This is a genomic window from Bacteroides sp. L008 (genome assembly GCF_040812255.1).
Classification (GTDB): domain Bacteria; phylum Bacteroidota; class Bacteroidia; order Bacteroidales; family Bacteroidaceae; genus Bacteroides; species Bacteroides vicugnae.
The window spans coordinates 573,565-594,165 of sequence record NZ_JBFNXO010000001.1 but is presented as its reverse complement, the minus strand read 5'-3'; the positions used below and the strand labels follow the sequence as shown (position 1 = coordinate 594,165).

At 35.5% G+C, this 20,601-nt stretch carries 22 protein-coding genes; all 22 read right to left on the bottom strand.

The annotated features are described in order from the left end of the window. Window positions 1-11 precede the first annotated feature (11 nt). Window positions 12-728 (bottom strand): WecB/TagA/CpsF family glycosyltransferase, encoded by a 717-nt coding sequence (locus AB3G73_RS02335; protein WP_367742333.1) that lies wholly within the window; start codon window positions 726-728, stop codon window positions 12-14. 89 nt (window positions 729-817) lie between these two features. Beyond that, on the bottom strand, window positions 818-2,044 hold the full coding sequence (locus tag AB3G73_RS02330) for a glycosyltransferase family 4 protein (RefSeq protein ID WP_367742332.1): 1,227 nt from the start codon (window positions 2,042-2,044) through the stop codon (window positions 818-820). Window positions 2,045-2,551: 507 nt separating this feature from the next. After that, window positions 2,552-2,866 (bottom strand): hypothetical protein, encoded by a 315-nt coding sequence (locus AB3G73_RS02325; protein WP_367742330.1) that lies wholly within the window; start codon window positions 2,864-2,866, stop codon window positions 2,552-2,554. Between the two features lie 306 nt (window positions 2,867-3,172). Next, on the bottom strand, window positions 3,173-3,421 hold the full coding sequence (locus tag AB3G73_RS02320) for a hypothetical protein (RefSeq protein ID WP_367742328.1): 249 nt from the start codon (window positions 3,419-3,421) through the stop codon (window positions 3,173-3,175). A 65-nt stretch (window positions 3,422-3,486) separates the two neighbouring features. After that, window positions 3,487-4,041, bottom strand: coding sequence for a DapH/DapD/GlmU-related protein (locus AB3G73_RS02315; RefSeq protein ID WP_367742324.1), 555 nt, complete (start codon window positions 4,039-4,041; stop codon window positions 3,487-3,489). Continuing rightward, window positions 4,038-5,195, bottom strand: coding sequence for a glycosyltransferase family 4 protein (locus AB3G73_RS02310; protein ID WP_367742320.1), 1,158 nt, complete (start codon window positions 5,193-5,195; stop codon window positions 4,038-4,040). The genes AB3G73_RS02315 and AB3G73_RS02310 overlap by 4 nt, the downstream gene beginning before the upstream one ends. Continuing rightward, complete coding sequence (locus AB3G73_RS02305) at window positions 5,192-6,400, bottom strand: glycosyltransferase family 4 protein (RefSeq protein WP_367742316.1); 1,209 nt, start codon at window positions 6,398-6,400, stop codon at window positions 5,192-5,194. Before AB3G73_RS02305 ends, AB3G73_RS02310 begins: the two co-directional genes overlap by 4 nt. 5 nt (window positions 6,401-6,405) lie before the next feature. Continuing rightward, window positions 6,406-7,686 (bottom strand): EpsG family protein, encoded by a 1,281-nt coding sequence (locus AB3G73_RS02300; RefSeq protein ID WP_367742313.1) that lies wholly within the window; start codon window positions 7,684-7,686, stop codon window positions 6,406-6,408. Then, a complete protein-coding gene (locus tag AB3G73_RS02295; protein WP_367742311.1) occupies window positions 7,683-8,624 on the bottom strand; it encodes a glycosyltransferase in 942 nt (313 codons plus the stop codon). The genes AB3G73_RS02300 and AB3G73_RS02295 overlap by 4 nt, the downstream gene beginning before the upstream one ends. Before the next feature lie 15 nt (window positions 8,625-8,639). Further along, complete coding sequence (locus AB3G73_RS02290; protein WP_367742308.1) at window positions 8,640-9,572, bottom strand: glycosyltransferase family 2 protein; 933 nt, start codon at window positions 9,570-9,572, stop codon at window positions 8,640-8,642. After that, entirely contained in the window at window positions 9,572-10,585 is a 1,014-nt protein-coding gene (locus tag AB3G73_RS02285; protein ID WP_367742306.1) for an acyltransferase family protein, read from the bottom strand. Before AB3G73_RS02285 ends, AB3G73_RS02290 begins: the two co-directional genes overlap by 1 nt. Further along, the gene (locus tag AB3G73_RS02280; RefSeq protein ID WP_367742304.1) at window positions 10,582-11,481 is read right to left on the bottom strand and encodes a glycosyltransferase family 2 protein; all 900 of its coding nucleotides are present in this window, start codon (window positions 11,479-11,481) and stop codon (window positions 10,582-10,584) included. Before AB3G73_RS02280 ends, AB3G73_RS02285 begins: the two co-directional genes overlap by 4 nt. A 299-nt stretch (window positions 11,482-11,780) precedes the next feature. Next, entirely contained in the window at window positions 11,781-12,761 is a 981-nt protein-coding gene (locus AB3G73_RS02275) for a glycosyltransferase family 2 protein (protein WP_367742302.1), read from the bottom strand. Between the two features lie 87 nt (window positions 12,762-12,848). Continuing rightward, window positions 12,849-13,874, bottom strand: coding sequence for a glycosyltransferase family 2 protein (locus AB3G73_RS02270; RefSeq protein WP_367742300.1), 1,026 nt, complete (start codon window positions 13,872-13,874; stop codon window positions 12,849-12,851). 11 nt (window positions 13,875-13,885) lie between these two features. Beyond that, the gene (locus tag AB3G73_RS02265) at window positions 13,886-14,890 is read right to left on the bottom strand and encodes a glycosyltransferase family 2 protein (RefSeq protein ID WP_367742298.1); all 1,005 of its coding nucleotides are present in this window, start codon (window positions 14,888-14,890) and stop codon (window positions 13,886-13,888) included. A gap of 5 nt (window positions 14,891-14,895) precedes the next feature. Further along, window positions 14,896-15,843 carry a glycosyltransferase family 8 protein gene (locus AB3G73_RS02260; protein WP_367742295.1) on the bottom strand — a complete coding sequence of 316 codons (948 nt, stop codon included), beginning with the start codon at window positions 15,841-15,843 and terminating at the stop codon, window positions 14,896-14,898. A gap of 4 nt (window positions 15,844-15,847) precedes the next feature. Beyond that, complete coding sequence (locus AB3G73_RS02255) at window positions 15,848-17,296, bottom strand: lipopolysaccharide biosynthesis protein (protein WP_367742293.1); 1,449 nt, start codon at window positions 17,294-17,296, stop codon at window positions 15,848-15,850. A 9-nt stretch (window positions 17,297-17,305) separates the two neighbouring features. Further along, window positions 17,306-17,737, bottom strand: coding sequence for a hypothetical protein (locus tag AB3G73_RS02250; protein ID WP_367742291.1), 432 nt, complete (start codon window positions 17,735-17,737; stop codon window positions 17,306-17,308). Between the two features lie 6 nt (window positions 17,738-17,743). Then, window positions 17,744-18,385, bottom strand: a complete 642-nt coding sequence (locus tag AB3G73_RS02245) for an acyltransferase family protein (protein WP_367742289.1) — start codon at window positions 18,383-18,385, stop codon at window positions 17,744-17,746. A gap of 51 nt (window positions 18,386-18,436) precedes the next feature. After that, on the bottom strand, window positions 18,437-18,754 hold the full coding sequence (locus AB3G73_RS02240) for a hypothetical protein (RefSeq protein WP_367742287.1): 318 nt from the start codon (window positions 18,752-18,754) through the stop codon (window positions 18,437-18,439). Between the two features lie 82 nt (window positions 18,755-18,836). Next, entirely contained in the window at window positions 18,837-19,484 is a 648-nt protein-coding gene (locus AB3G73_RS02235; protein ID WP_367742283.1) for a transferase, read from the bottom strand. A gap of 1 nt (window position 19,485) precedes the next feature. After that, entirely contained in the window at window positions 19,486-20,595 is a 1,110-nt protein-coding gene (locus AB3G73_RS02230) for a DegT/DnrJ/EryC1/StrS family aminotransferase (protein ID WP_367742281.1), read from the bottom strand. Between the last annotated feature and the right edge of the window lie 6 nt (window positions 20,596-20,601).

Genomic DNA, 20,601 nt, shown 5'->3' with positions numbered 1-20,601 from the left:
CATTGTATAATCTATATCTCTTTACAAATATTCCATAAGAACAACACATTACCAATCAAGTACCTACGCCACATTCGCTTAGGTTCTTTTATCAATCGGTAGAGCCATTCCAACGAATGTTGTTGCCACCATAATGGAGCCCGTTCAGTAGTACCAGCGTAAAAGTCAAACACCGCCCCTACGGTACCCACATGACAATGAATATTCAATTTTTGCCAATTACTGTAAATCCATTTCTCCTGCTTGGGAGCCGTCATACCAATCCATAACAGATCTGGATTTGCCTCATTAATAGCCGCCACAATAGCCGCATTATCTTCCTGTGAAAATTCCGGTTTATAAGGAGGTGAATAAGTCACCACTTCCAGGTTCGGATAATCCACTGCTGCCCGTTGTTTAATCAATGCCAAAACATACTCCGAGCTACCCATAAACATACATCGCCCTCCTTTCTCATTAAGGCGATTCATCTCAAGAACAAAAAGATCCCAACCTGCTATTCGTTCTCGCGGTTGGCTTTGCATCTTTAGCCATTTACAAACTTTCACAATGCTTGCCCCGTCAGGGATGAGCGCATCTCCTTTCATCAATGCATTGGCAAAGAGTGGATCCTTTAGGGCAGTGTTGTAAGAATGTGCATTAATTGTGTTTATTAGCAACTTACCTTGCGGTAATGCTTTTAGTTGATTTATACTCTCCATGATAGAGAGTTCTTTTAACTTAATCATATGAAATTAAAAAATTAGAGGATTAATTTCATTCACTTATTTTGCGGATTTTGCGGAAATTATTTCTTAGCTCTCATCAAAACGTATCGCTATACAGTGCGAGAGCATGATTTATACAATTCCAACATCTGTTTTGCCTTATTATCCCAAGATAATTCCTCCTGTCTTTTACGGCAATTCAATGAAAGTTGTTTTAGCAATTCCCTATTTGTTTCAAGTCCATTCAGCACCTTTGCAAAATCTTTAACCGACTGTGCAGGAGTAGATAATGTAATCTTACATCCAACTAACTCATTGACCGAATCCCCCTGTCCACAAACATCAAAACAAACCACAGGAAGATTATTACCAATAGCCTCCAACACTACATGCGGAGTACCCTCCGCTACGCTGGTAAAAAAGAATACATCAGCCACCTGCATCAAGTGCTGCACCTCATCATGCATCACTAATCCATGCCATACACACTGTGATGCAATACCTAATGACTCTGCCAACTGCTGATAGAAAGAAGCATCCCCACCACCTACTATATGCAGCTTCACAGAAGAATTATTCATCTGCGCCACTGTGCGGATAGCTAATACCAACTGTTTGCGAAAATCCAACTTTCCCACCCATAATAAATCTAATTCTTTCTTCTGCAATTTATTTTTTAAATCATGCACTTGAGGATAGCATCCTGTTTCGTTCAATAGCGGTGAATCAATATCAAAGTACTTCTTAAAGCTCTTTTGTGATTCCGATGAAGCAGACACCACTACTGAAGCATACTTCGCCGCATTTCGTACCCGTAAGCTATATTTCAGTTGCAATCCCGTCAAGAAATTCTTAAGCCTCATAAATAGCTGCTGTTTCAACCCCGCGCCTTGTAAATAAGCTATGGGAAATTTCTCCTTAGCGTCCACAGGTCCCCATACAAGCGGCACTTCCTTAATCTTCCATAAATACCCCGGTTCACGAAACCCAATCATGTTTAGCTGATGTATTATATCAATATGATGTGCCGTCATTATATTAAGAGCAATCTCATACGTGCGATACTGCCAAACACGATAGTGCTTATAAAAGCGCCAATCTCCTTGGTTCCAGCACATACGTCTTACTTCCTCTAATACAGGATTATAGTAAAAGTGCATATTTCTACCTTGTGGCAATGTAGACACCATCGCCTCTATTTTATCTCGGAATTCACCTTCAGTAATGATGTATAGTTCGCAATAGTTAGCTAAATTCACACACCAATTCCAAGCCATTCCCGGCTCACTACCCATATCAGGAGAACAGGCGTAGGCGTTAATTAAAATAGAAAGCATATCGTATATTATTTATTAGGAAGATAATGTCTACACAGAGCATATGAGGCTAAAAAAGTATCGTCAATTCGGATATCCAAAGCACAACCTATACAGAGGTTCCACTTTTCTGAATAAAGCCTCTATAAGTAAACAAGTTCCAAGTATTACTAAAGAAAGAATTAAAGAGAGACATGAAACCCACTATCCAACCACAATTGTTTTGAATGACAGGAACGATAATTCCTAGAGCAACTCCGCCCAATAGGAAATAATGAGTAAGCTAAATGAGTAATGTACGCTTACCAATTTTGAAAAGTATAAAAAGTCACTCAAGAAAAAAACAGTGGCATTCTGAAGATTGGGAACACATTGTTGTAAAACAAATTCGTCATATATACACTTAAGCCCAAATAGGCATAAACCACCAGAGTCATGCAAAATCCACGCATTGCATCCAAATATTCTATTCTGTTTTTTGTCTGTAAAACATCCATATTAATAAATCATTTATATATCTTGCTATTTTTATACCTTAAACACCGCCCGCCAATCATAATCCATATCCTTGAATGGCTGTGCAAAAATCCTTGCACCGCAACGCAAGATATACGCCGCAACCACAATAATGACAAACATTACAATTAAGTTAAGTGAAAAGACAACATTCATCTTATCTGTAAACAGAGACGTTTGTACCAAATATATTTCTAAACACAAGCTACCAACCAGTTTGATAATCCAACCGACCAGACGATGATAATAGGCTTTCTTCATCCATTCCGAATTGCAAACTTTATAGAAATAGAACACAGTGCCCAACAATGGAATCCAAGTCAACATTTGAAGTTTATTACATATTGCAACATCTTTAAAAGCATATAGTGCATAAAATACTACAATGCATTCTATTAGTTTCAATCCATCCCATACAAAATGATATTTGTGAAATACCCATCATCGCTCCCATCAGCATAAACATAAAGAAATGAAACCACTTAAAATACCCCTCTCCATACATATTAAAATCTATCAGAGTATCAATTAATATAAAATAACTAGCACATGCTACCCCTACCAGCATAAATACCAACTTCAAATGTCCTAGCAAATAACGCTGTATGAAGTACAGCACCACATAATATATCATTATGCAACTAATGAGCCAGCTCCCGATGAAAGGATTTTATTTATATCACTATGATAGTTGAACAATAAAGAAGCCCATAACCCATGCAAAGACAGTAGGATAAATACGGTTAATACGTCGTTTATACCAATTATCAAACCGTCCCATTCTGCCCAAGAATAGAGTAAACCCGGAGCAGAAGAAAAAAGAGCATCACCAATTGCACCACCAGCTGCCAATGCACCAAGCTTTGGATAAAGTATGTCCATGTGCGAATTGGTAATAACGATTGCAGCAAAGCATTTCAAAATATCAATGCCTATATTTCATTGTTTCATAGAAGTTTTAAATGATATTTTTTCTCTTCTTCCGTTCCAAACCGATCACGAATCTTCTTCGCTGGTACTCCTCCCCATATCTCACAAGGCGGTATATCTTTCGTTACCACCGATCCGGCAGCGACAATACTCCCCCTGCCTATCGTAACTCCACTTATGATGATAGCAGCAGTACCAATCCACACATCATCCTCTATAATAGTAATGCCATTATCTCCACGCCCACCACTCCAGATTGTCTTGCCCGGAGTAGAAAATGTATGGTCTTGACGCCCCACAAAACACACACGACCTGCCATCAGAATATTATTCCCAAAATATACATTGGAAGCCACATTGCAGTAATCACCGAATTGTACATTATGTCCTATCCGTACATCCATATTCTGTGCAAAGCCCGTACCTTTCATCATTCGTACAAATCCCTCATATTTCACCCATGGATAACGCACATGAAACATATACCACGTACGCAACTGATTGAAGATATAGCGCAATACAAAATTTAGTTTGCTTGCCCCATTGGGCATATTACTATAATCAATCTTCATCGCTTATATACTTTTTCACAAGCCTCAAAAATACGGGCTGCCGCCTTATCAGGTGTATAATTACCTTCTATTTCAATTGCCTTTTGTCCCATAGCCGACAAATCTGCTTGATGGAACTTTGCCAATATATCTATAATGGATTCAGGCTTCAAAGGATCGAACTTATACCCATTCACCCCATCTTGCACCAATTCATAATGACCACCATTATAAATAGAGCAAGCCACAGGTTTACCACATGCCATTGCCTCCGGTATCACTAAACACCAATTATCTTCAAGTGTAGGCATGATAAACACATCACAGAGCGCATAGTATTTATAGAGTTCATCGTAGTCGATACCACCCATGATATGAATAGAATTATCCCCCGCATATAACTCTTTCAGTGACTTTTCCAAAATCCCCTTACCTATTACCAATAAGTTATCGTTTGGATATTCAGTAATATGCCGCCCCCATACTGCAAGTAATTCCTTGATACCCTTGCGTTCCACCATCTGCCCCACGAAAAGGAAAGTCAGTCCATCTTTTAATTTTAGTTTTTCGCGCAGAGCGTCTTTGTCTGCCCTAGTTACTTTTTCAACTGCCTGTGATAAGCCAAAACTATCCGCACACATACAACCTTTTACTTTCGGAATTCTCTTAAAGTGCAAGCCCTCATTCAAATATTCCTCTGTAAGCGTACCATTAATTAGAAAATAATCCACAGGTATACCTACCAATCGGCGATACATCGACCGCCATGTAGGAGAGTTACGTTCCACGTATGCTGTGCGTTCATAGAACATACAAAGTTTTTTTCGATGTGTCACCGCATAGCAAATACCAGCGGGAGCCCAACCACCAAAACCTTCGGTAATAACCACATCTGCCCTCACAGACTTTATAGCCTTGTACAACCCCGGTTGCTTCTTTATCACCAATGCACTATTGGCAAAATCCGATTCATCACTACCCATTGTCATGCGTTGTTCACCACTCATCACAATAGCATGATTATCCAACGCCGCTTTCAACTTCCCTCTTACCAGTTCTGAAGTATTCTCTTCTGAACAAATCAAGTAGAAATTACCGCCACTAAGTTTATTCAAATTTTCATATACCGGTATTCGGTAATTGCCGAACCACGGTGAAATCCAAAGTATCTTCATTGCTTTTTCTTATAATCTTCTATCACTTCTTTATAATAAGCTATCTGCTGCTTCATAATCGCATCCAGGCTGAAAGCATCTTTGATACGCTGTTGGGCACTTAATGAAATATTAGTCTTTTCTTCTTCCGATAAAGTAAATATCTGCTTTATTTTATCAGCTAAACGTCGAGGATCACGAGGTTCTATCAGAAATCCATTCTTACCATCCTCAATAATCTCATTCATGCCCCCCGAACTACTACCCAATACAATTCCTCCGCAAAGCATTGCTTCAATACAAACCATAGGCATATTCTCCCACCACGAAGGAAAACAAATTACATCAGCGGTAGTATATCTTTCCATCAACTCCTCACGTTGTACCTTACCTATCAAATTAAACCACGATTCATGCCCATATCTAGCTTGCAATTGTTCCGCAAAAGTCCCTGTTTTTCCTACTAAACTTAAACGAAACGAGCAAGAAGCATCCTTTTGATGAAGGATTCGGCAAGCTTCCGCTAAATCACCGCTCCCTTTCCAATCACAAATAGTACCAGCAAAAAGAATCTCTTTCACCTCATGCTGTTCTTCTTTCCGCTGAAAATTCCTCCATGCATTCACGTCGATAGGATTATAAATCACCTGCGTTCTGTCTTTCATTACTCCTACATACTGTTCTGCCCATATTTTGAGCGAGGTACTGCATGATGACAAATAGGCAGCCTTTATCATCTCTTGGAGCTCCTTTTTTCCTTGCCAGTAGTAATACCAATTATCCTTCGAGAAAGGCTGAAGAGAAAATTTATAATGATCGAGTAGCATCGGTGTATGCAATCGTACCACTACTGGAATATTCAGTTGATTTAAGAAATACCCCTCTGCTCCATATTCAGGCACTTCTACTATATCCACATCACCTAACTTCTTTATAGCTAGCACAATGCACTTACGATAACTATAAAAACGATATAGAGGACGAAATTTCTTCCATAAAGAAGGCTTCTCGACTTCAGGAATAAGAAAATCCCCCCCTCTAAGACGTATTACGCATATACCTTCATCATCATACATTGATTTTTGACATGTATTATCCGATGCACAAATCACTGTAATTTTATGTCCAACTGCATGCAGACCATGTGCTACTTCTTTAATATACGAAGCTATCCCACCACCTCGCTGTGAAGGTGGATATTCACGACAGACAAAACAAATATGCATATCTACTATACCGTATAATAATTACCAAATAACAGTAAAATCGGACTCTTAATAATAATATCCACTAGAGAAGCATAATCCCAAACAATTAGTTCGAACTGATAATAGAACCACAAAATCATCACTACTGCAATCACTTTAAGCAACACATCCCTATTTCTAATATTATTAAAAGCAAAAGGATAAATAAAAGGCATGAAAGCAAACAACATCATAAAATAGCGATACTGTGCTAATGGCTGTCTAAACATTGCTACTATAGTAAGCAATAATAAAAGAGTAATATTCAGAATAAAGGCGTTACTATCAGAAAGCGTTTTACGATCTAGCCAAAGTTTTCGGAATGTAATCAATGCCATGGGAAGAGCTATAACAAAGACTTGAGACCATACAAGACCAAACTCTGTATCATTACGAATTTCACTGGCCGCTAGGCGAGACACACCATACGTCAAAGTAGAACTACTATCTGTTGCCATACCTGATGCTAAACTAGGCCCCATTACAATTAGCATAGCGAAAGCTGAACCAATAAAAAACAATCCCTTTTTCGTTAACCTACTATGCAAAGGCTTGAAAACTAAAAAGGGCACCAAAAGTAGCGTTGCAGCATGAGTAAACACAGCACAAGCAGCCATAATCCAATCTTTCTTTCTCATTTCACCATAATAGGCATAATTTCCTAAAACATACATCATAATACTTTGTGCTAGAAACTGCTTCTGAATTTGTAGCGTATAATTAAAAAAGAGATAGAAAAATGATAAAGTAGTCACACCACAAACTATCGGAATATGTGGTTTCTTCATTGTTAAGCAGAACTTATACAACCCCAAGAAGATAAGAAAATAATCTGCGAAAGTGAGTAAAGCCGCATATAGAGGATAATACCCTAAAGTGACGTAATAACCTATATAATTGAACACACCATTCATGAATTCACCAGATATCCGACTCTTGGTTGGTTCAACATAATAATCTATGCCATAGATATAAATTAAGGATTTAAGAAATCCAAGATGAGGCACATTCTTATAAGCATAATAATACTGAACTTGATCACCTCCTGGTATTTTTGTTGAGTTTATCGCTGCAAAATAGACAGCTATACAGAAAAACAAACAATAATAGTCTGTTTTAGTAGTATGCGACTTAGACAATATCATACCAATAATAATAGGTAAAGCCAAGAAAGGAGGGATTATTAGAAAAACCAAAAGCATTAGTACAATGCGCCCCCAGCTCACTCCCTCTGTTGACAATCTATCAGATACTACACTTATCATATCCTATCCAATCTATAAATAACATATGTTATCAATTTGTTTAAAATTAAACAACATTTCGCAACAAAAAGTCCCAAATTAGCATTAATCCGTGCACATTGATATGGAAAATAGTTAACTGACAAATTCCAAAGATTCTCTGTTCTATCGGTTTTTCTTTTTAATTCCAAAACAGACATAGATATCCTACTTAAAAAATTCTGTACTATACAATTATTATGATACAAAAAAAGATGATTAAATATCGCCTCTAAATCTGTAGAATAATCTTTTGTGGCAACAGTAGCAGTAGTTGCATACTTTCTATAGCCATAAATTTGTTCCTGTACATAGAAGTTACGATTAGCAACCATTAAGTATCTTATCATAAAATCAGCATCTTCCATCAATCTGCAATAAGGCAAAAAGTATAGTTTGTTCTCTCTTATAACATCTATTCGAAACAAACATGTCCACAGAAAATATTCATTCATTAATACTTTATGGTAGAATTTTTCGCTAGTCCACGCACCCCCTTTATATTTACTCCGAATATAATATTTTTTATTCACAAAGATCTCCTCATCTTGTTCATCAATAGCTTTAAAGTCAGCTTTTACCATTGTAGCTTCATGTTGGACAGCACAAGTTACTAACGTTTGCAAAGCGTGTGAATACACCAAATCATCAGCGTCCGCAAAATATACGTATGTTCCCTTGGCAAATTTTAATCCTGTATTTCGAGCAATAGATACCCCCTCATTAACTTTAGAAATTATCTTGATACGATTATCCCGCCTAGCGTAATCTTCCAATATATTTCGACTGCTATCTACACTCCCGTCATCTACCGCTATCAATTCCCAGTTACTATAAGTCTGCTGTAAGATACTATCTAAACAAGGCCTCAAGTAACGTTCGGCATTATATATAGGGATAATTATTGAAATTAATTCCATTTTTGTTATTAGCTTTTACAACCAGTTAGCTTGAAGTATTTTGTTAGCTTTTCTATCTTTTTTTATTTGTTTCACTTTACAAAACAACCTAAAATAGTCCTCTATAAAGTTGCGTAACATTGACCATTTACCCATAAATAAATACATGAACCACAGACCAAAGTCATCATAAAACTGTCGTCCTATTTTTTGAATAATAAAACTAGCACTTTTTGTTTGATCCATGCTGGCAATAAGCAAATTTCGAAAAAACAGTTCTTTATTGTAAACCTTTTTATTGCCTATCGTACCCACTCTATCGTGTTGTACACGTGCATTAGTAATAAACACGATTTTGCGTTGGTGGTATCGCACCCTTGAACAATAATTATCATCCTCACCATAATGATAAAATAGAGGATCAAATCCACCTATTTCCTCTACCGTTTTACGAGGTAAAAGCCAAGCTGCAGCTGGTATAAACTCACTTTCAAATACAATTCGCCCATTAAATCCTACCTGCGTAGCATCAAGATAATCTGGGCATTGGGCCAATACAAAATCACGAAAATAAAAATCTACAGCAGTAGCATCACCATTGAGATGAATAGGGCTGATAATTCCATAATCTCCATCACTCCCTCCCCTTAATAAGCAATTAATTGTATCAGGCTGTAAATAAGCATCCTGATTTAATAAGAAAAAATAGTCAAAACCTGCATCCATAGCCTGCCTTATTGCCAAGTTGTTAGCTTTTCCGAACCCCAAATTTTTATCCGAGCGAGTGAGTTCCACCTCAGGAAAGTTTTTTTCAATATAATCAGGCGTTTCGTCTGGACTATTATTATCTATTATAAATACAGTAGCAGGATATAGAGAGTTACGGATGCTGTTCAAACAAGTATCAATCCATTTCATCCCTTTCCAAGTCACAATGATTATTGCAACTTTTTTATTTATATCACTCATTATTTCTTATACTTTTTCCCTAGGAATAGTAGAGATAAAAATTTATTTCGATTAAAGACACTAGCAACCAAAAGAGTAACAGTGAGTATCACCACCGTTAAAAATAAGGCTATAAGCGTTTGATAGCCAAATGATATTATTTCCAATCCTTTCAAAGGAAACAGGTATACAAAATAGAAATGAAAGACATATACAGCTAAACTATTATAACCAATATACTTCAATAACTTCAAAATCCGCGGATGTATAATGTCTGTTATGCTATATATCATTATAAACAAAGATAAGCAAAGTAATATCTGATAAATAGTTATAGGAATATGATCGATAAGTACACTTTGTGTCATTATGCTTATACTTATACTGGAAAACACCACCACAGCAACCGCTATGATTATTTCTTTTCCCCCTCTCCAAAATACATTATAGAAATTCAAATATTCTTTTTCCCTATTAAAATAAACTTTTCCCAAGAAATACCCTAAGACAAAAAATCTATAATTCGAAAAAGTAAAAGAAAATGTGGAAACCTTCAATAATACATTCGGTAATTGTTCCATCAAAATATTACCTGCAAAAAAAGGAATGATAAGAACAATTGCTTCAACAAACATATTACTCCCTATTTTAGCTGATTTAAGAATATATATCAAGGGAAGAAAGATGAGCCAACATGTAAATAACGAAAGTAAAAACCAATAACCAGCATGAGCCTCAGTAGTAATAAACTCATTTAACTTATCAAAACTTAAAGCATAGGCAAATCCACCAATAACAAAAGGGACTAAAAGAGTTATAACCTTGTTTTTCAAGTTATTCCAAAACATTTTCTTAACAGTATGAATAGCTAAAAAACCAGATAACATAAAGAAAAAAGGCATGTGAAATTGATGAAGCCAATTGTTTACAGGTTGATTAAATAATTGCATATTATTCAGAACATGTCCAAGAACAACTAAAATCATAGTAATACCTTTCATTACATCAAGCCATATCAAACGCTGTTTCATCATTGGAACATTTGTTTATAGTCTTTCATTATTTCTTTCACCTCTCCACTATATATCTTAGCACGCTCATCTAATATATCATTATTATCATGCCGATAAAAATCATCGATGGGTCGAGGTTTATTCACACCAGTACTGCACTGTCCCATGGCACGACGTTTGATCCATTGATTTTTGCTTTTTGTAAAGTAGTGACAAATCATCATACCCTCGTAATCTCTTATTTCATTCTCCCACATCTTCACTATATTTCCATTATAATCAATAGCATCATAACCTAAACGATACACAGGATAGTGTGGATGCGCCCACATTAAGCAGTATTCAGGACGAATCACAGATTTTATAATCTGCGTACCCGGTTTCCCAACATTCGCTCTCCACACAAAATTATCAATCAGCATACCCTCGGGTTTATCTTCCAAATGAGAAGAAGCATACATACACCAATTCACCGCTAAACCTGCTGCCTGCGGATATTTCTCAAAAGTCGTATCCAATAAATCGATAAGCTTGTCGCCTTGCTTACAAGGAGTAAGGAATTCATCACAATCAATGAACGCCATGTATTTGCATTCACAACCATAATTATGTAATGCATGTGTATATGCATTACCCTGTTGTTTGTTTCCATGAATCTGGTGATACACAACGAAACCAACATCAATATAGGATTGAATACACTCTTTCATCATGTCTGTCGAGTCATTATCATATAAATAAATGCGTTCAAATCCCTGTAATTTATGATAAGCCATCCACTCGGAAATATATTCAGATTCGTTCTTAGCTATCACTACAGCCGCCAGCCGAATAGGACGTTCAGACGGAGCACCATAAACCATTATTTTTTTAATAGCATTTATACGAGAAAAACCCACCACTATATCGTAGAACATTAGTCCAACTCTATAAACTAATTGAAGTAAACGTTGCGAATGTTTTTCATTAAACGAGTGAAGTTTTTTTATACCACCACTCAATACATTAAGCCGAATTAAATCATCGTGAAAACTCATTTTAATATTCTATTAATTATTACCGTTTTATTATCATCTATGATCGCATTCTTAATTAAATGAGACAATATCTTAAGTGCATATTTTCGTAAAAAATTATAAGTCATAATACATAACATTACAATATGAAATATGCTATCCAATCATTTATAACAATAATTTATTTCATAGTATAAAAATTATCTAAATTTTATCCAGTTATAAAGTTTAAGAAGTTGCAATCCAACACAAGGATTGAGCCTGACAGCTTTATATTTTATGGAGTTTCCCACTCTACTACATTGCTTAGCTATTGTATCAAGTAACACACGGATATTAACTAAATCATCACTAGTATGATTCCCATAAATATGACTTCGATAATAATATTCCACTAATCTGTCTATTTGTGGAGCTACGATTTTTATATCAACACCTTTTTCTACGCAAAAAGCCAATAAATCTATTGCACCGTATAAGGGTCCTAATCGCCACTTAACAGTCCTATTAGTATGTGATGCCGAACTTTCATTCAGGTGGTTATAGTTGTAAATAGGAATATTGATTGAATAAACTCCATTACTACAACAGATACATTTAATATTAAATACTTGATCTTCAGTATTCACAACTCCTATAGGAAAACGTATACCATTCTCTTTTATTATCTGCAAAGGAAAAAGGTAATTACATGAAGATCCTTGAAAAAGAATAGATGATAAATATTCTTTTATAGTAAATGCTCGTTCATTAGGTACTGGATGCAATACTACTCCAGCAGGCGCAGGTTTCACAAAATTCATGGCCGCCAAGAATAAAGTCTTACCATCCGACATCTCAGCTCTATCCACAATAACCGAAAGATTCTCTGCATCTATCCAGTCATCAGAATCACAGAAGAACACCCACTTACCATGGGCATGTTCAATACCCAAGTTTCTAGCCGCACTCACACCTGCATTAAATTGAGTATACACATATAAATTAGAATACTTTGTTTTTAGAACATTACATACCTGCAACGTATTATCCTTGCTACCATCATCCACCACTATTATTTCTACACTATGTCTCATTTCATTGACTTTCTCAATAGTACGTTCAATATATTTTTCAGCATTATACGCAGGTATGATGATGGTAATTATGTATGAATCAACATGATTGATTTGGTGTATCATTAATCAACTATTTTTTATTTATTGAAGATATGATAAGAATTTCATTTTCGGTTGTTATGATAACAGATTTTTGAACTCATAAAAAATCTATTTATTTTTAATAAAGAGAGAATACAGCTTTACCAATTTCAACAATTTAACACTCTTATATCTGATTATTGCAACTAAATCACACAACCAATATAATCTTACATATTCGTTTTTCTTACAGAAATAGTTAAATCGGCAGGTCAAAGGTAATCGAATAATATCTTTCATACCATCAACAATTCTCTCCCAATCATTAATATGAGTCCTACACAGCCAATCTACAAGAGCCACTTGAGTCTCATAAAAAGTCAAGTGGTATTTACCCTTACTAAAATTGTCGAACCCCTTTAACATCACAATCTGTGATTTCCAACCAGAGACTTGTTCTACAACCTTTTCCGTTTCAGATTTCATTGTCCAAGAACCTACTGATTGATAACGATACACTGCAGTTTTCTCATGCATATATCTCACTTTACCTTCTAATGAAGAAAGTATTTGCATACAATAATCACCAATCATACACTTCATACAAAAATCTAATGAACCATACAATTCTAAGACCTCCTTTTTATACATCTCTGTACAAGTCATAATAAGAGATCCTCCACCTCTTACCATCTTGTCAATAGAGATGTCGCAATCTTCCTCAAATCGTGTCCATTCAAGTTCCCCTTGTGGTGATTGTATCACTGCATTTGTACAACACATTGAATATTCGGGATGAGATTCAAGAAAATCGACCTGCTTTTGCAGTTTAAAGGGATCTATCCAATAATCATCTCCTTCACATAAAGCCACATACTTTCCTCTTGTTGCTGATGTCATAATCCGATTTAAGGAACCGTCATGTTTAGAATACTGATTTTCTGTCTCTAATATAGGCTTTATTATCTTGGGATACTTTTCAGCATACTCGCGAATGATATTAGCTGTATTATCAGTTGATGCATCATCATGTACAATAACTTCAAAATTGAAATTAGCTACTTGCATTACAAACCCTTCTAAAGTATCACGTATATATTGCTCTTGATTATAGGCTATACATCTGATAGACACCATTATATTTCCATTTTCCATTCCTATTTGTTCTATTTCAAGATTTTACGAGAACTACATTTTCTCCTTATTATCCAAAAGAGCAAACAATATACCCTTGTATATAAAAAATAAATAAATGGTAAATGGATAAAACGTACATATGAAGGAGCAATATATTTTATACCCTTTAGATTATGAATAGAGTCATCCACTTGCTTCTCAATCAGTCTATATTCTTTCCAATTGAACGAAATCTCTGGTATAAAAAAATATCTCAGCTTATTTATACAAGAAACTCTCTGTCCGAATAGACGTATCGATTCGGGAAGCTGACTATTATAAGGTAAAAGAGCTCGTTTTGTGCGTTCTTGATACTCCCAGCCACGAATTGAGGTCTTCATGATACCACTCGTATTCACACAATATACGTACACAGGAATATTGATAAACAAAACTTTCTTCACCTTATCTGCTATCAAATAACTTGCAATCCAGTCTTCGCCAACATTTATATTATATTCCACTGATGGCATGAAAGTTTCACGACAGAATAAATTTGCTCTATATATTGCACAATGAAGATAGGGAGCGATATTGTCAACTATCATAGCTTGCAAATATTCTTCTGAACCAATAATAGTACCTGACTCAATGGGATAATGTTCTATCCAGTTATTACCATTTACTCCTTGCCTGTATACACAAGTACGTACAATGTCATACCCTTTCTCTATCTCATTAAACAAAACTTTGAGACCTCCAGGAAGAAGATAATCATCCGAATCTACAAAAACAAAGTATTTACCACTTGCTTCATCATATCCACGAAGCCTAGTTTTAGCAACACCTTCGTTTGGTTTGTGGATTACTTTGAAACGACTATCAATAGAAGCATACTCATCACAAATTACTGGTGAGTTATCAGGGCTTCCATCATTCAAAAGAATCACTTCATAATCAGTAAAATCTTGTGACAATATTGAATCTAGACACCGCCGAAGATATGCCTCTACTTTATACACGGGCACAATAATCGATATACTTGGTTCGTTCATATATATTAATGCTTTAGGTATACCATACTCCATCCATCATTTCTTAATCCCAGTACGTTAAGCCAATGCTTTACAATATATCTCCACGAAGGCTTTCCAAAATGAGAATCACAGCTAATAAATTTGTAGGATTTGTAAGGAGTAGCTTTGAGATATTTTTTATAAAGATACCTATAAGGATGCCTACACTCTTTAAACCAAGGTTTAATAGGCTCACAAAAATGCACAATAAAAGGATGGTTACGGACTTCATCAACAATATCCATGTATTTGTCTAATATACGAGGCTTTCGTTCAAAATAATAAGTCGTAACATTCCATCTCTGATGAATAAATATGATTCGATTCTTAAAATAGAGTGCAAACGCATCTTGGTCATTGGTAATGGTATCCTTATTGGTCTGCATAAAATCAAACATAGGAACTTCTAACTCCAATTTCCTCCAAGCATCTAAATCAATCATCATTACCCCCGAATTTACATAATAGTCATCTTGCGCCAATCCTATACGTTCTTTATGCAAGACTGAATACTTCCAGTCTTCAGCAGCTGCTATTATATTCCCTTCAAATTCAGTATTATACAATGTTTTCAAATCATGGTTTACTACTAAGTCTACATCAAGAAACAAAAATCTATCTATATTTTGGGGAAGGAATTGGGGTATAAACAACTTCATGTACATGACAGGACTCCACTGTTTGCCATAATTTCCTGTTTGATACTCATCTAAATTTAACTTTTGAGCTGTTTTCTCTACAAAAATTATTTGCGATTTACCATCTTTCTCAACAACGACCTTTAAAGTATCCTTAATATCTGCCTTTAAAGATGTTGTAATACAAAATATACGGAAATATTCTCCCTCACTTTTTGTAGCATGAAGAGATTCAAACATAACAGCAGCATGCTGTGCATAATTCTCATCTGTTATACACACTATATTAAACATATTTTCATTTATTTCTAGTCAACATATATTTCACCTCATCAAGTTCTTTTAAATTAAGCAACAATGCTCCCCCAAGATAGACTAATCCACCTACTATAGCACCTACAATTATTTGTATAAGCATATTTGTCATAAATAGGTTTGATATATAAATTACAATAAAAACAAATAAGCTTAAGATCAGTATAGGCATAAGATCACCTAATTGCTTATAAAAACCCACATTAATAAGCTTACCTGTATAATAGGTATTAATAACTAATGAAAACAATGAAGAAACTACAGCTCCATAGCAAAATATAGCTAATCCATGTGTCAAAGTCATAGCTAGAACAAAAATGCCTACTAATTTCTTAATTATTTCAAGACGCAAAGTCAAATCAGAACGTCCCATAACCTGTAATAGATTTAGATTTATTGAATGTATGGGATACCACATCATAGAAAAACATAGTATTTGTAACAGGATAATGCAATCCTCCCATTTAACAGTTATTATTGTTATAACTAAAGGGCGTGAAAGAGCAGCAAGCATCATCATCATAGGAAAAACTATAAATGCTGTAACTCTCAACATTTTTCTATAATTACGAGCAAGAGCTTCTTTATCATCTTGCATTTTACTTAAAGCTGCGTATGTTACTCCTTGTAATGTTGCAGAGATATTTTGAGAAGGCATCATAGCATATCCATAAGCACGATTATATAGCCCCAATTGAACAGGAGTATAGAATTTTGCAATAAACAATGGCGTGAAATTATAATATATTGTATCAATTAAGCTAGCAAGCATTATTTTATTACCAAATCCCCATATATAACGAAAAGAATCTTTGGACCACCTTGTTGTTGGATACCACTTTACTACATACCAATTCAATAATAGTCCCAAGATACTTGATAAAACACCTGAAGCTACTAAAGCCCAAACACCATATCCATTATAAGCTAATGTGATTCCGATAAAAGCAGAAAAAAATTTAGTATATATAGACACTTTTGTCTGAGTTTTAAAATCCAATCGCCGCTTTAATATAACATTTTGAACTGTATTTAAAGGTCCCCAAAGAAAGCTTAATGCCGTAACCCGAATTAATGGTATCAAAATAGGAATTTCATAAAATCCAGCTATCCAAGGAGCTGAAATAAATAACATAAGATATAAAACAATACCTATAGCTATACTATAATAAAAAACAGTTGATAAGTCCTCCTCTTTCAAATTCTTCTTTCGAATCAAGGCATCACTTAGTCCGCCATTTTGAAAGATCCATGCTACAGACATAAACACTGCAGGTAATGCCGTAATACCGTAGTCAGAAGGTGAAAGCAATCTTGCCATAACTATACCCACACAAAACTGCATTCCATAATTGGCAAACTGATTGAAGAAACTCCAATAAAGTCCTTTCTTAGTTTTCTCTTTTAAATTTTCTCTTGAGTTATCCGTCATTAATTCTATTTAATAAATACCTTTAGTATCAAGCCATTTAAAGAAATAATTCTCTATAATTTTTATTCTAATATAATCTATTACTATACATACTACAAATACAACAACTACACTCCCTACAGCATGAAGCACAAAGGTTGACGTTCCATATTGTCCTTCATTATCCAAAATATCTTGCCACAACCATTTCCTCATAATATTACTATTCGCATGTATCAATAGAACTCCAAAAGTACTAGCTGCTATGGTATTAATAATTCGACTATTCTTCAACTTCATATCTTTAAAATACATGAAAGAACAAACAGCTGTTATCACCGCCATAAGATGATTGGAGTCTGCCACAAAAAAATGGTAAGGAATAGGTTTCCCTATCCATACACTTACGTATGGTATGGCAACCACAGTTGTCATAGACACAATCATAGAAATAACTGTCATTACCCCCTACTTCAGCTCTTTACCCTTATATGTAATGTTATAGAATCTTAAATAAGAAGCTATTAAAAATAATACGCTAAACCAAGACACATAATTCATCGACACTTGATATTTATAGGAAGTTCCCATAATAGTATAAATGAATAGCATTAACAAAATCAACCATTGATGCATCTTTTTATCAAGATGTCGTACCAATATATTCAAAAATGGTATACAGAGATAAAATAGTAAGAAACAAGTAACAAAATCAGATGCTATATTATGAACGGGCCATAATATCCAAAACCAATCAATTAGCGAAAAAGAGGCATATCCTGAAATAGCAAATATTGCATTAATTACTACATTATAAAAAATCACCTCAAAAATCAACTTCAAATATTTCCGTAAAGTTATCCGGCTCTTACACATAAACCATCCGGTAATCATGACAAAGCAATTAATCCCTGTTTTTCCCCACATCCCAAAGAGATAGTAAAATACGGAGTCTGCATTGTAGGGATATGAATCGATAATGGATGGTAATCCACTATTCACGACATAGTGATGTGCCACAATGAGTAACATTACGATAATTCGGTATAGTTCCAAGTTAGAATTTCGTTCTTTGGACTTTATATCAGGTTTATAGGGGAATTTTTTCATACATATCTTATTCCAATATATGTGTAAACACAAATATGCGCGTTAGTTATTTTAATTTGAGATTTTTCTTATTATTCGTGCCGGATTGCCTGCCACTATTACATTTGCCTCAATCGGTCTGGTGACAATACTTCCAGCCCCAATTATGGAATCGACTCCAACAGTATCCACCTTTCCGGAAACCAAAACGGAAGCTTGACCAATAAAAGCATTTCTTCCAACATGGATATAAGCACCGACCAAGGCTTTAGGACCTATAAAACAATTCTCCCCTATTTCTGAATTATGGCATATTACCACATTAGTCCATATAGTCACATTCTTATTTATGACAATATCATTCTGTATTTCCGTCAATACACCAATCACTACTCCAGTATTAGATATTTTGCTAAAGCGCGAGATGATGGCAGTGGGATGAATTAAAGTAAGAGCATGGTGACCTATGATCTTATGTTTCCAAATATTTTATTATTCGTGCCGGTTGTCCACAAACGACAGCCTTTGATGGAACATCTTTAGTTAACAAAGCGACTGCTCCAATATAAGCTCCATCACCAATATCGACAACCTTACCGGATATACTTAATGCGCCTTGCCCGAAAAACACATCTTTGCCAACATGAGTGTAAGCTCCCACAAAAGCCTTGCCCGCAAGAAAGCTATGGGCTCCTACCACATTGTTATGACTAACGATTACTTCCGATAATATCGTGACATTATCCTCAATGACCGTATTTGCCTGGATGTGACTAAATGCATTAATCAATACCCCGCATGCGGATATTTGAGCAAAGCGTGATATGACTGCCGTTGGATGTATAAGAGTAGGGATTACCCCTCCTATTTTTAACAATCGTTCGCACATATCCTTGCGGATTTGGATATCGCCCATAGTCAAAAGAAAATTCTTTTGATGGATATCCTGTTGAAACAAGTCATTAAAGGAACCAAGAACTTTGTAGCCATAGTTCATTTCACCCGTCCGTTCATCATTATAATGATACAAACCTGCTATGTGATAACCACAGTCTAAGGCCAAATCCATGAATACAGGTGTATTGTGGCCTATTCCTAATATATATATTTGTTTATCCATCTTACTTCACAATACAATGTAATATCCTCTGTATATCTTCGTCTGTTAACGCATGATGCATCGGCAAACAAATAACACTATCAGCCATTTTATGCGCATTCGGTAAATTAGAAGGAGAAGCACTCTCTAATCCTTTATAAGTAGAAAAAGTACTTATCAGCGGATAGAAATATCTGCGCCCCAATACCCCCTGTTCTTTCATCTTGAAATAGAGTTCATCTCGAGTCATACCATATTTATTCTCATCAATAAAAATAGGGAAATAAGAATAATTGTGCTTCACTCCCGGCATATCATCGAAGAAGGTAATACCATCTATAGGACGCAACGCTTCACGATACTTGACAGCTACTTGATGGCGTGCTTCAATGGCAGTATCTACCTGCTTCAAATTGAGCAAGCCGTAAGCAGAACGCATCTCGTCCATTTTACTATTAATACCCGGAGCTACTACAGTGACTTCATCCGCAAAACCAAAGTTTTTGAGATAATCAATGCGTTTCTTCATCTTCTCATCGTGCATCACCAATGCCCCACCCTCAATGGTATTGTATACCTTAGTAGCATGGAAACTCAACGTAGACAAGTCGCCCGCATTCAGGACGCTTTCTCCATTCACCTCGACACCGAAAGCATGAGCAGCATCATAGATTATTTTCAATCCATATTTATCTGCAATTTCTTGAATAGCTTCAGTATCACATGGCTTTCCGTATACATGCACCGGCATAATAGCGGTAGTGTTGGGAGTGATAGCTGCTTCAATCTTATTCGGGTCAATATTGCCCGTAGCAGGATCTATATCAACAAATACAGGCTTAATGCCGTTCCACCACAAACTATGAGTAGTAGCAACAAAACTATAAGGAGTAGTAATTACTTCACCCTTAATACGCAATGCTTGAAGAGCGGTAATAAGTGGTAAAGTACCATTGGTAAACAAACTAAGATAAGGGACTTTCAAATAAGCCGCCAACTCTTTTTCGAGCTGTCTATGAAAGGTTCCATTGTTTGTGATCCATTTGCTGGCATATATGTCAGCAATCATCTTCTGAAACTCTTCCAAAGGAGGTAGAAGAGGAGAAGTTACTGTAATTAATTTATTTTCCATTCTATT

Bases quoted from the DNA above. Each gene is read 5' to 3' on its own strand.
- AB3G73_RS02335 (WP_367742333.1), bottom strand. From the start codon at position 728: ATGATTAAGTTAAAAGAACTCTCTATCATGGAGAGTATAAATCAACTA.
- AB3G73_RS02330 (WP_367742332.1), bottom strand. From the start codon at position 2,044: ATGCTTTCTATTTTAATTAACGCCTACGCCTGTTCTCCTGATATGGGT.
- AB3G73_RS02325 (WP_367742330.1), bottom strand. From the start codon at position 2,866: ATGTTGACTTGGATTCCATTGTTGGGCACTGTGTTCTATTTCTATAAA.
- AB3G73_RS02320 (WP_367742328.1), bottom strand. From the start codon at position 3,421: ATGGACATACTTTATCCAAAGCTTGGTGCATTGGCAGCTGGTGGTGCA.
- AB3G73_RS02315 (WP_367742324.1), bottom strand. From the start codon at position 4,041: ATGAAGATTGATTATAGTAATATGCCCAATGGGGCAAGCAAACTAAAT.
- AB3G73_RS02310 (WP_367742320.1), bottom strand. From the start codon at position 5,195: ATGAAGATACTTTGGATTTCACCGTGGTTCGGCAATTACCGAATACCG.
- AB3G73_RS02305 (WP_367742316.1), bottom strand. From the start codon at position 6,400: ATGCATATTTGTTTTGTCTGTCGTGAATATCCACCTTCACAGCGAGGT.
- AB3G73_RS02300 (WP_367742313.1), bottom strand. From the start codon at position 7,686: ATGATAAGTGTAGTATCTGATAGATTGTCAACAGAGGGAGTGAGCTGG.
- AB3G73_RS02295 (WP_367742311.1), bottom strand. From the start codon at position 8,624: ATGGAATTAATTTCAATAATTATCCCTATATATAATGCCGAACGTTAC.
- AB3G73_RS02290 (WP_367742308.1), bottom strand. From the start codon at position 9,572: ATGAGTGATATAAATAAAAAAGTTGCAATAATCATTGTGACTTGGAAA.
- AB3G73_RS02285 (WP_367742306.1), bottom strand. From the start codon at position 10,585: ATGATGAAACAGCGTTTGATATGGCTTGATGTAATGAAAGGTATTACT.
- AB3G73_RS02280 (WP_367742304.1), bottom strand. From the start codon at position 11,481: ATGTTCTACGATATAGTGGTGGGTTTTTCTCGTATAAATGCTATTAAA.
- AB3G73_RS02275 (WP_367742302.1), bottom strand. From the start codon at position 12,761: ATGATACACCAAATCAATCATGTTGATTCATACATAATTACCATCATC.
- AB3G73_RS02270 (WP_367742300.1), bottom strand. From the start codon at position 13,874: ATGGAAAATGGAAATATAATGGTGTCTATCAGATGTATAGCCTATAAT.
- AB3G73_RS02265 (WP_367742298.1), bottom strand. From the start codon at position 14,890: ATGAACGAACCAAGTATATCGATTATTGTGCCCGTGTATAAAGTAGAG.
- AB3G73_RS02260 (WP_367742295.1), bottom strand. From the start codon at position 15,843: ATGTTTAATATAGTGTGTATAACAGATGAGAATTATGCACAGCATGCT.
- AB3G73_RS02255 (WP_367742293.1), bottom strand. From the start codon at position 17,296: ATGACGGATAACTCAAGAGAAAATTTAAAAGAGAAAACTAAGAAAGGA.
- AB3G73_RS02250 (WP_367742291.1), bottom strand. From the start codon at position 17,737: ATGACAGTTATTTCTATGATTGTGTCTATGACAACTGTGGTTGCCATA.
- AB3G73_RS02245 (WP_367742289.1), bottom strand. From the start codon at position 18,385: ATGAAAAAATTCCCCTATAAACCTGATATAAAGTCCAAAGAACGAAAT.
- AB3G73_RS02235 (WP_367742283.1), bottom strand. From the start codon at position 19,484: ATGGATAAACAAATATATATATTAGGAATAGGCCACAATACACCTGTA.
- AB3G73_RS02230 (WP_367742281.1), bottom strand. From the start codon at position 20,595: ATGGAAAATAAATTAATTACAGTAACTTCTCCTCTTCTACCTCCTTTG.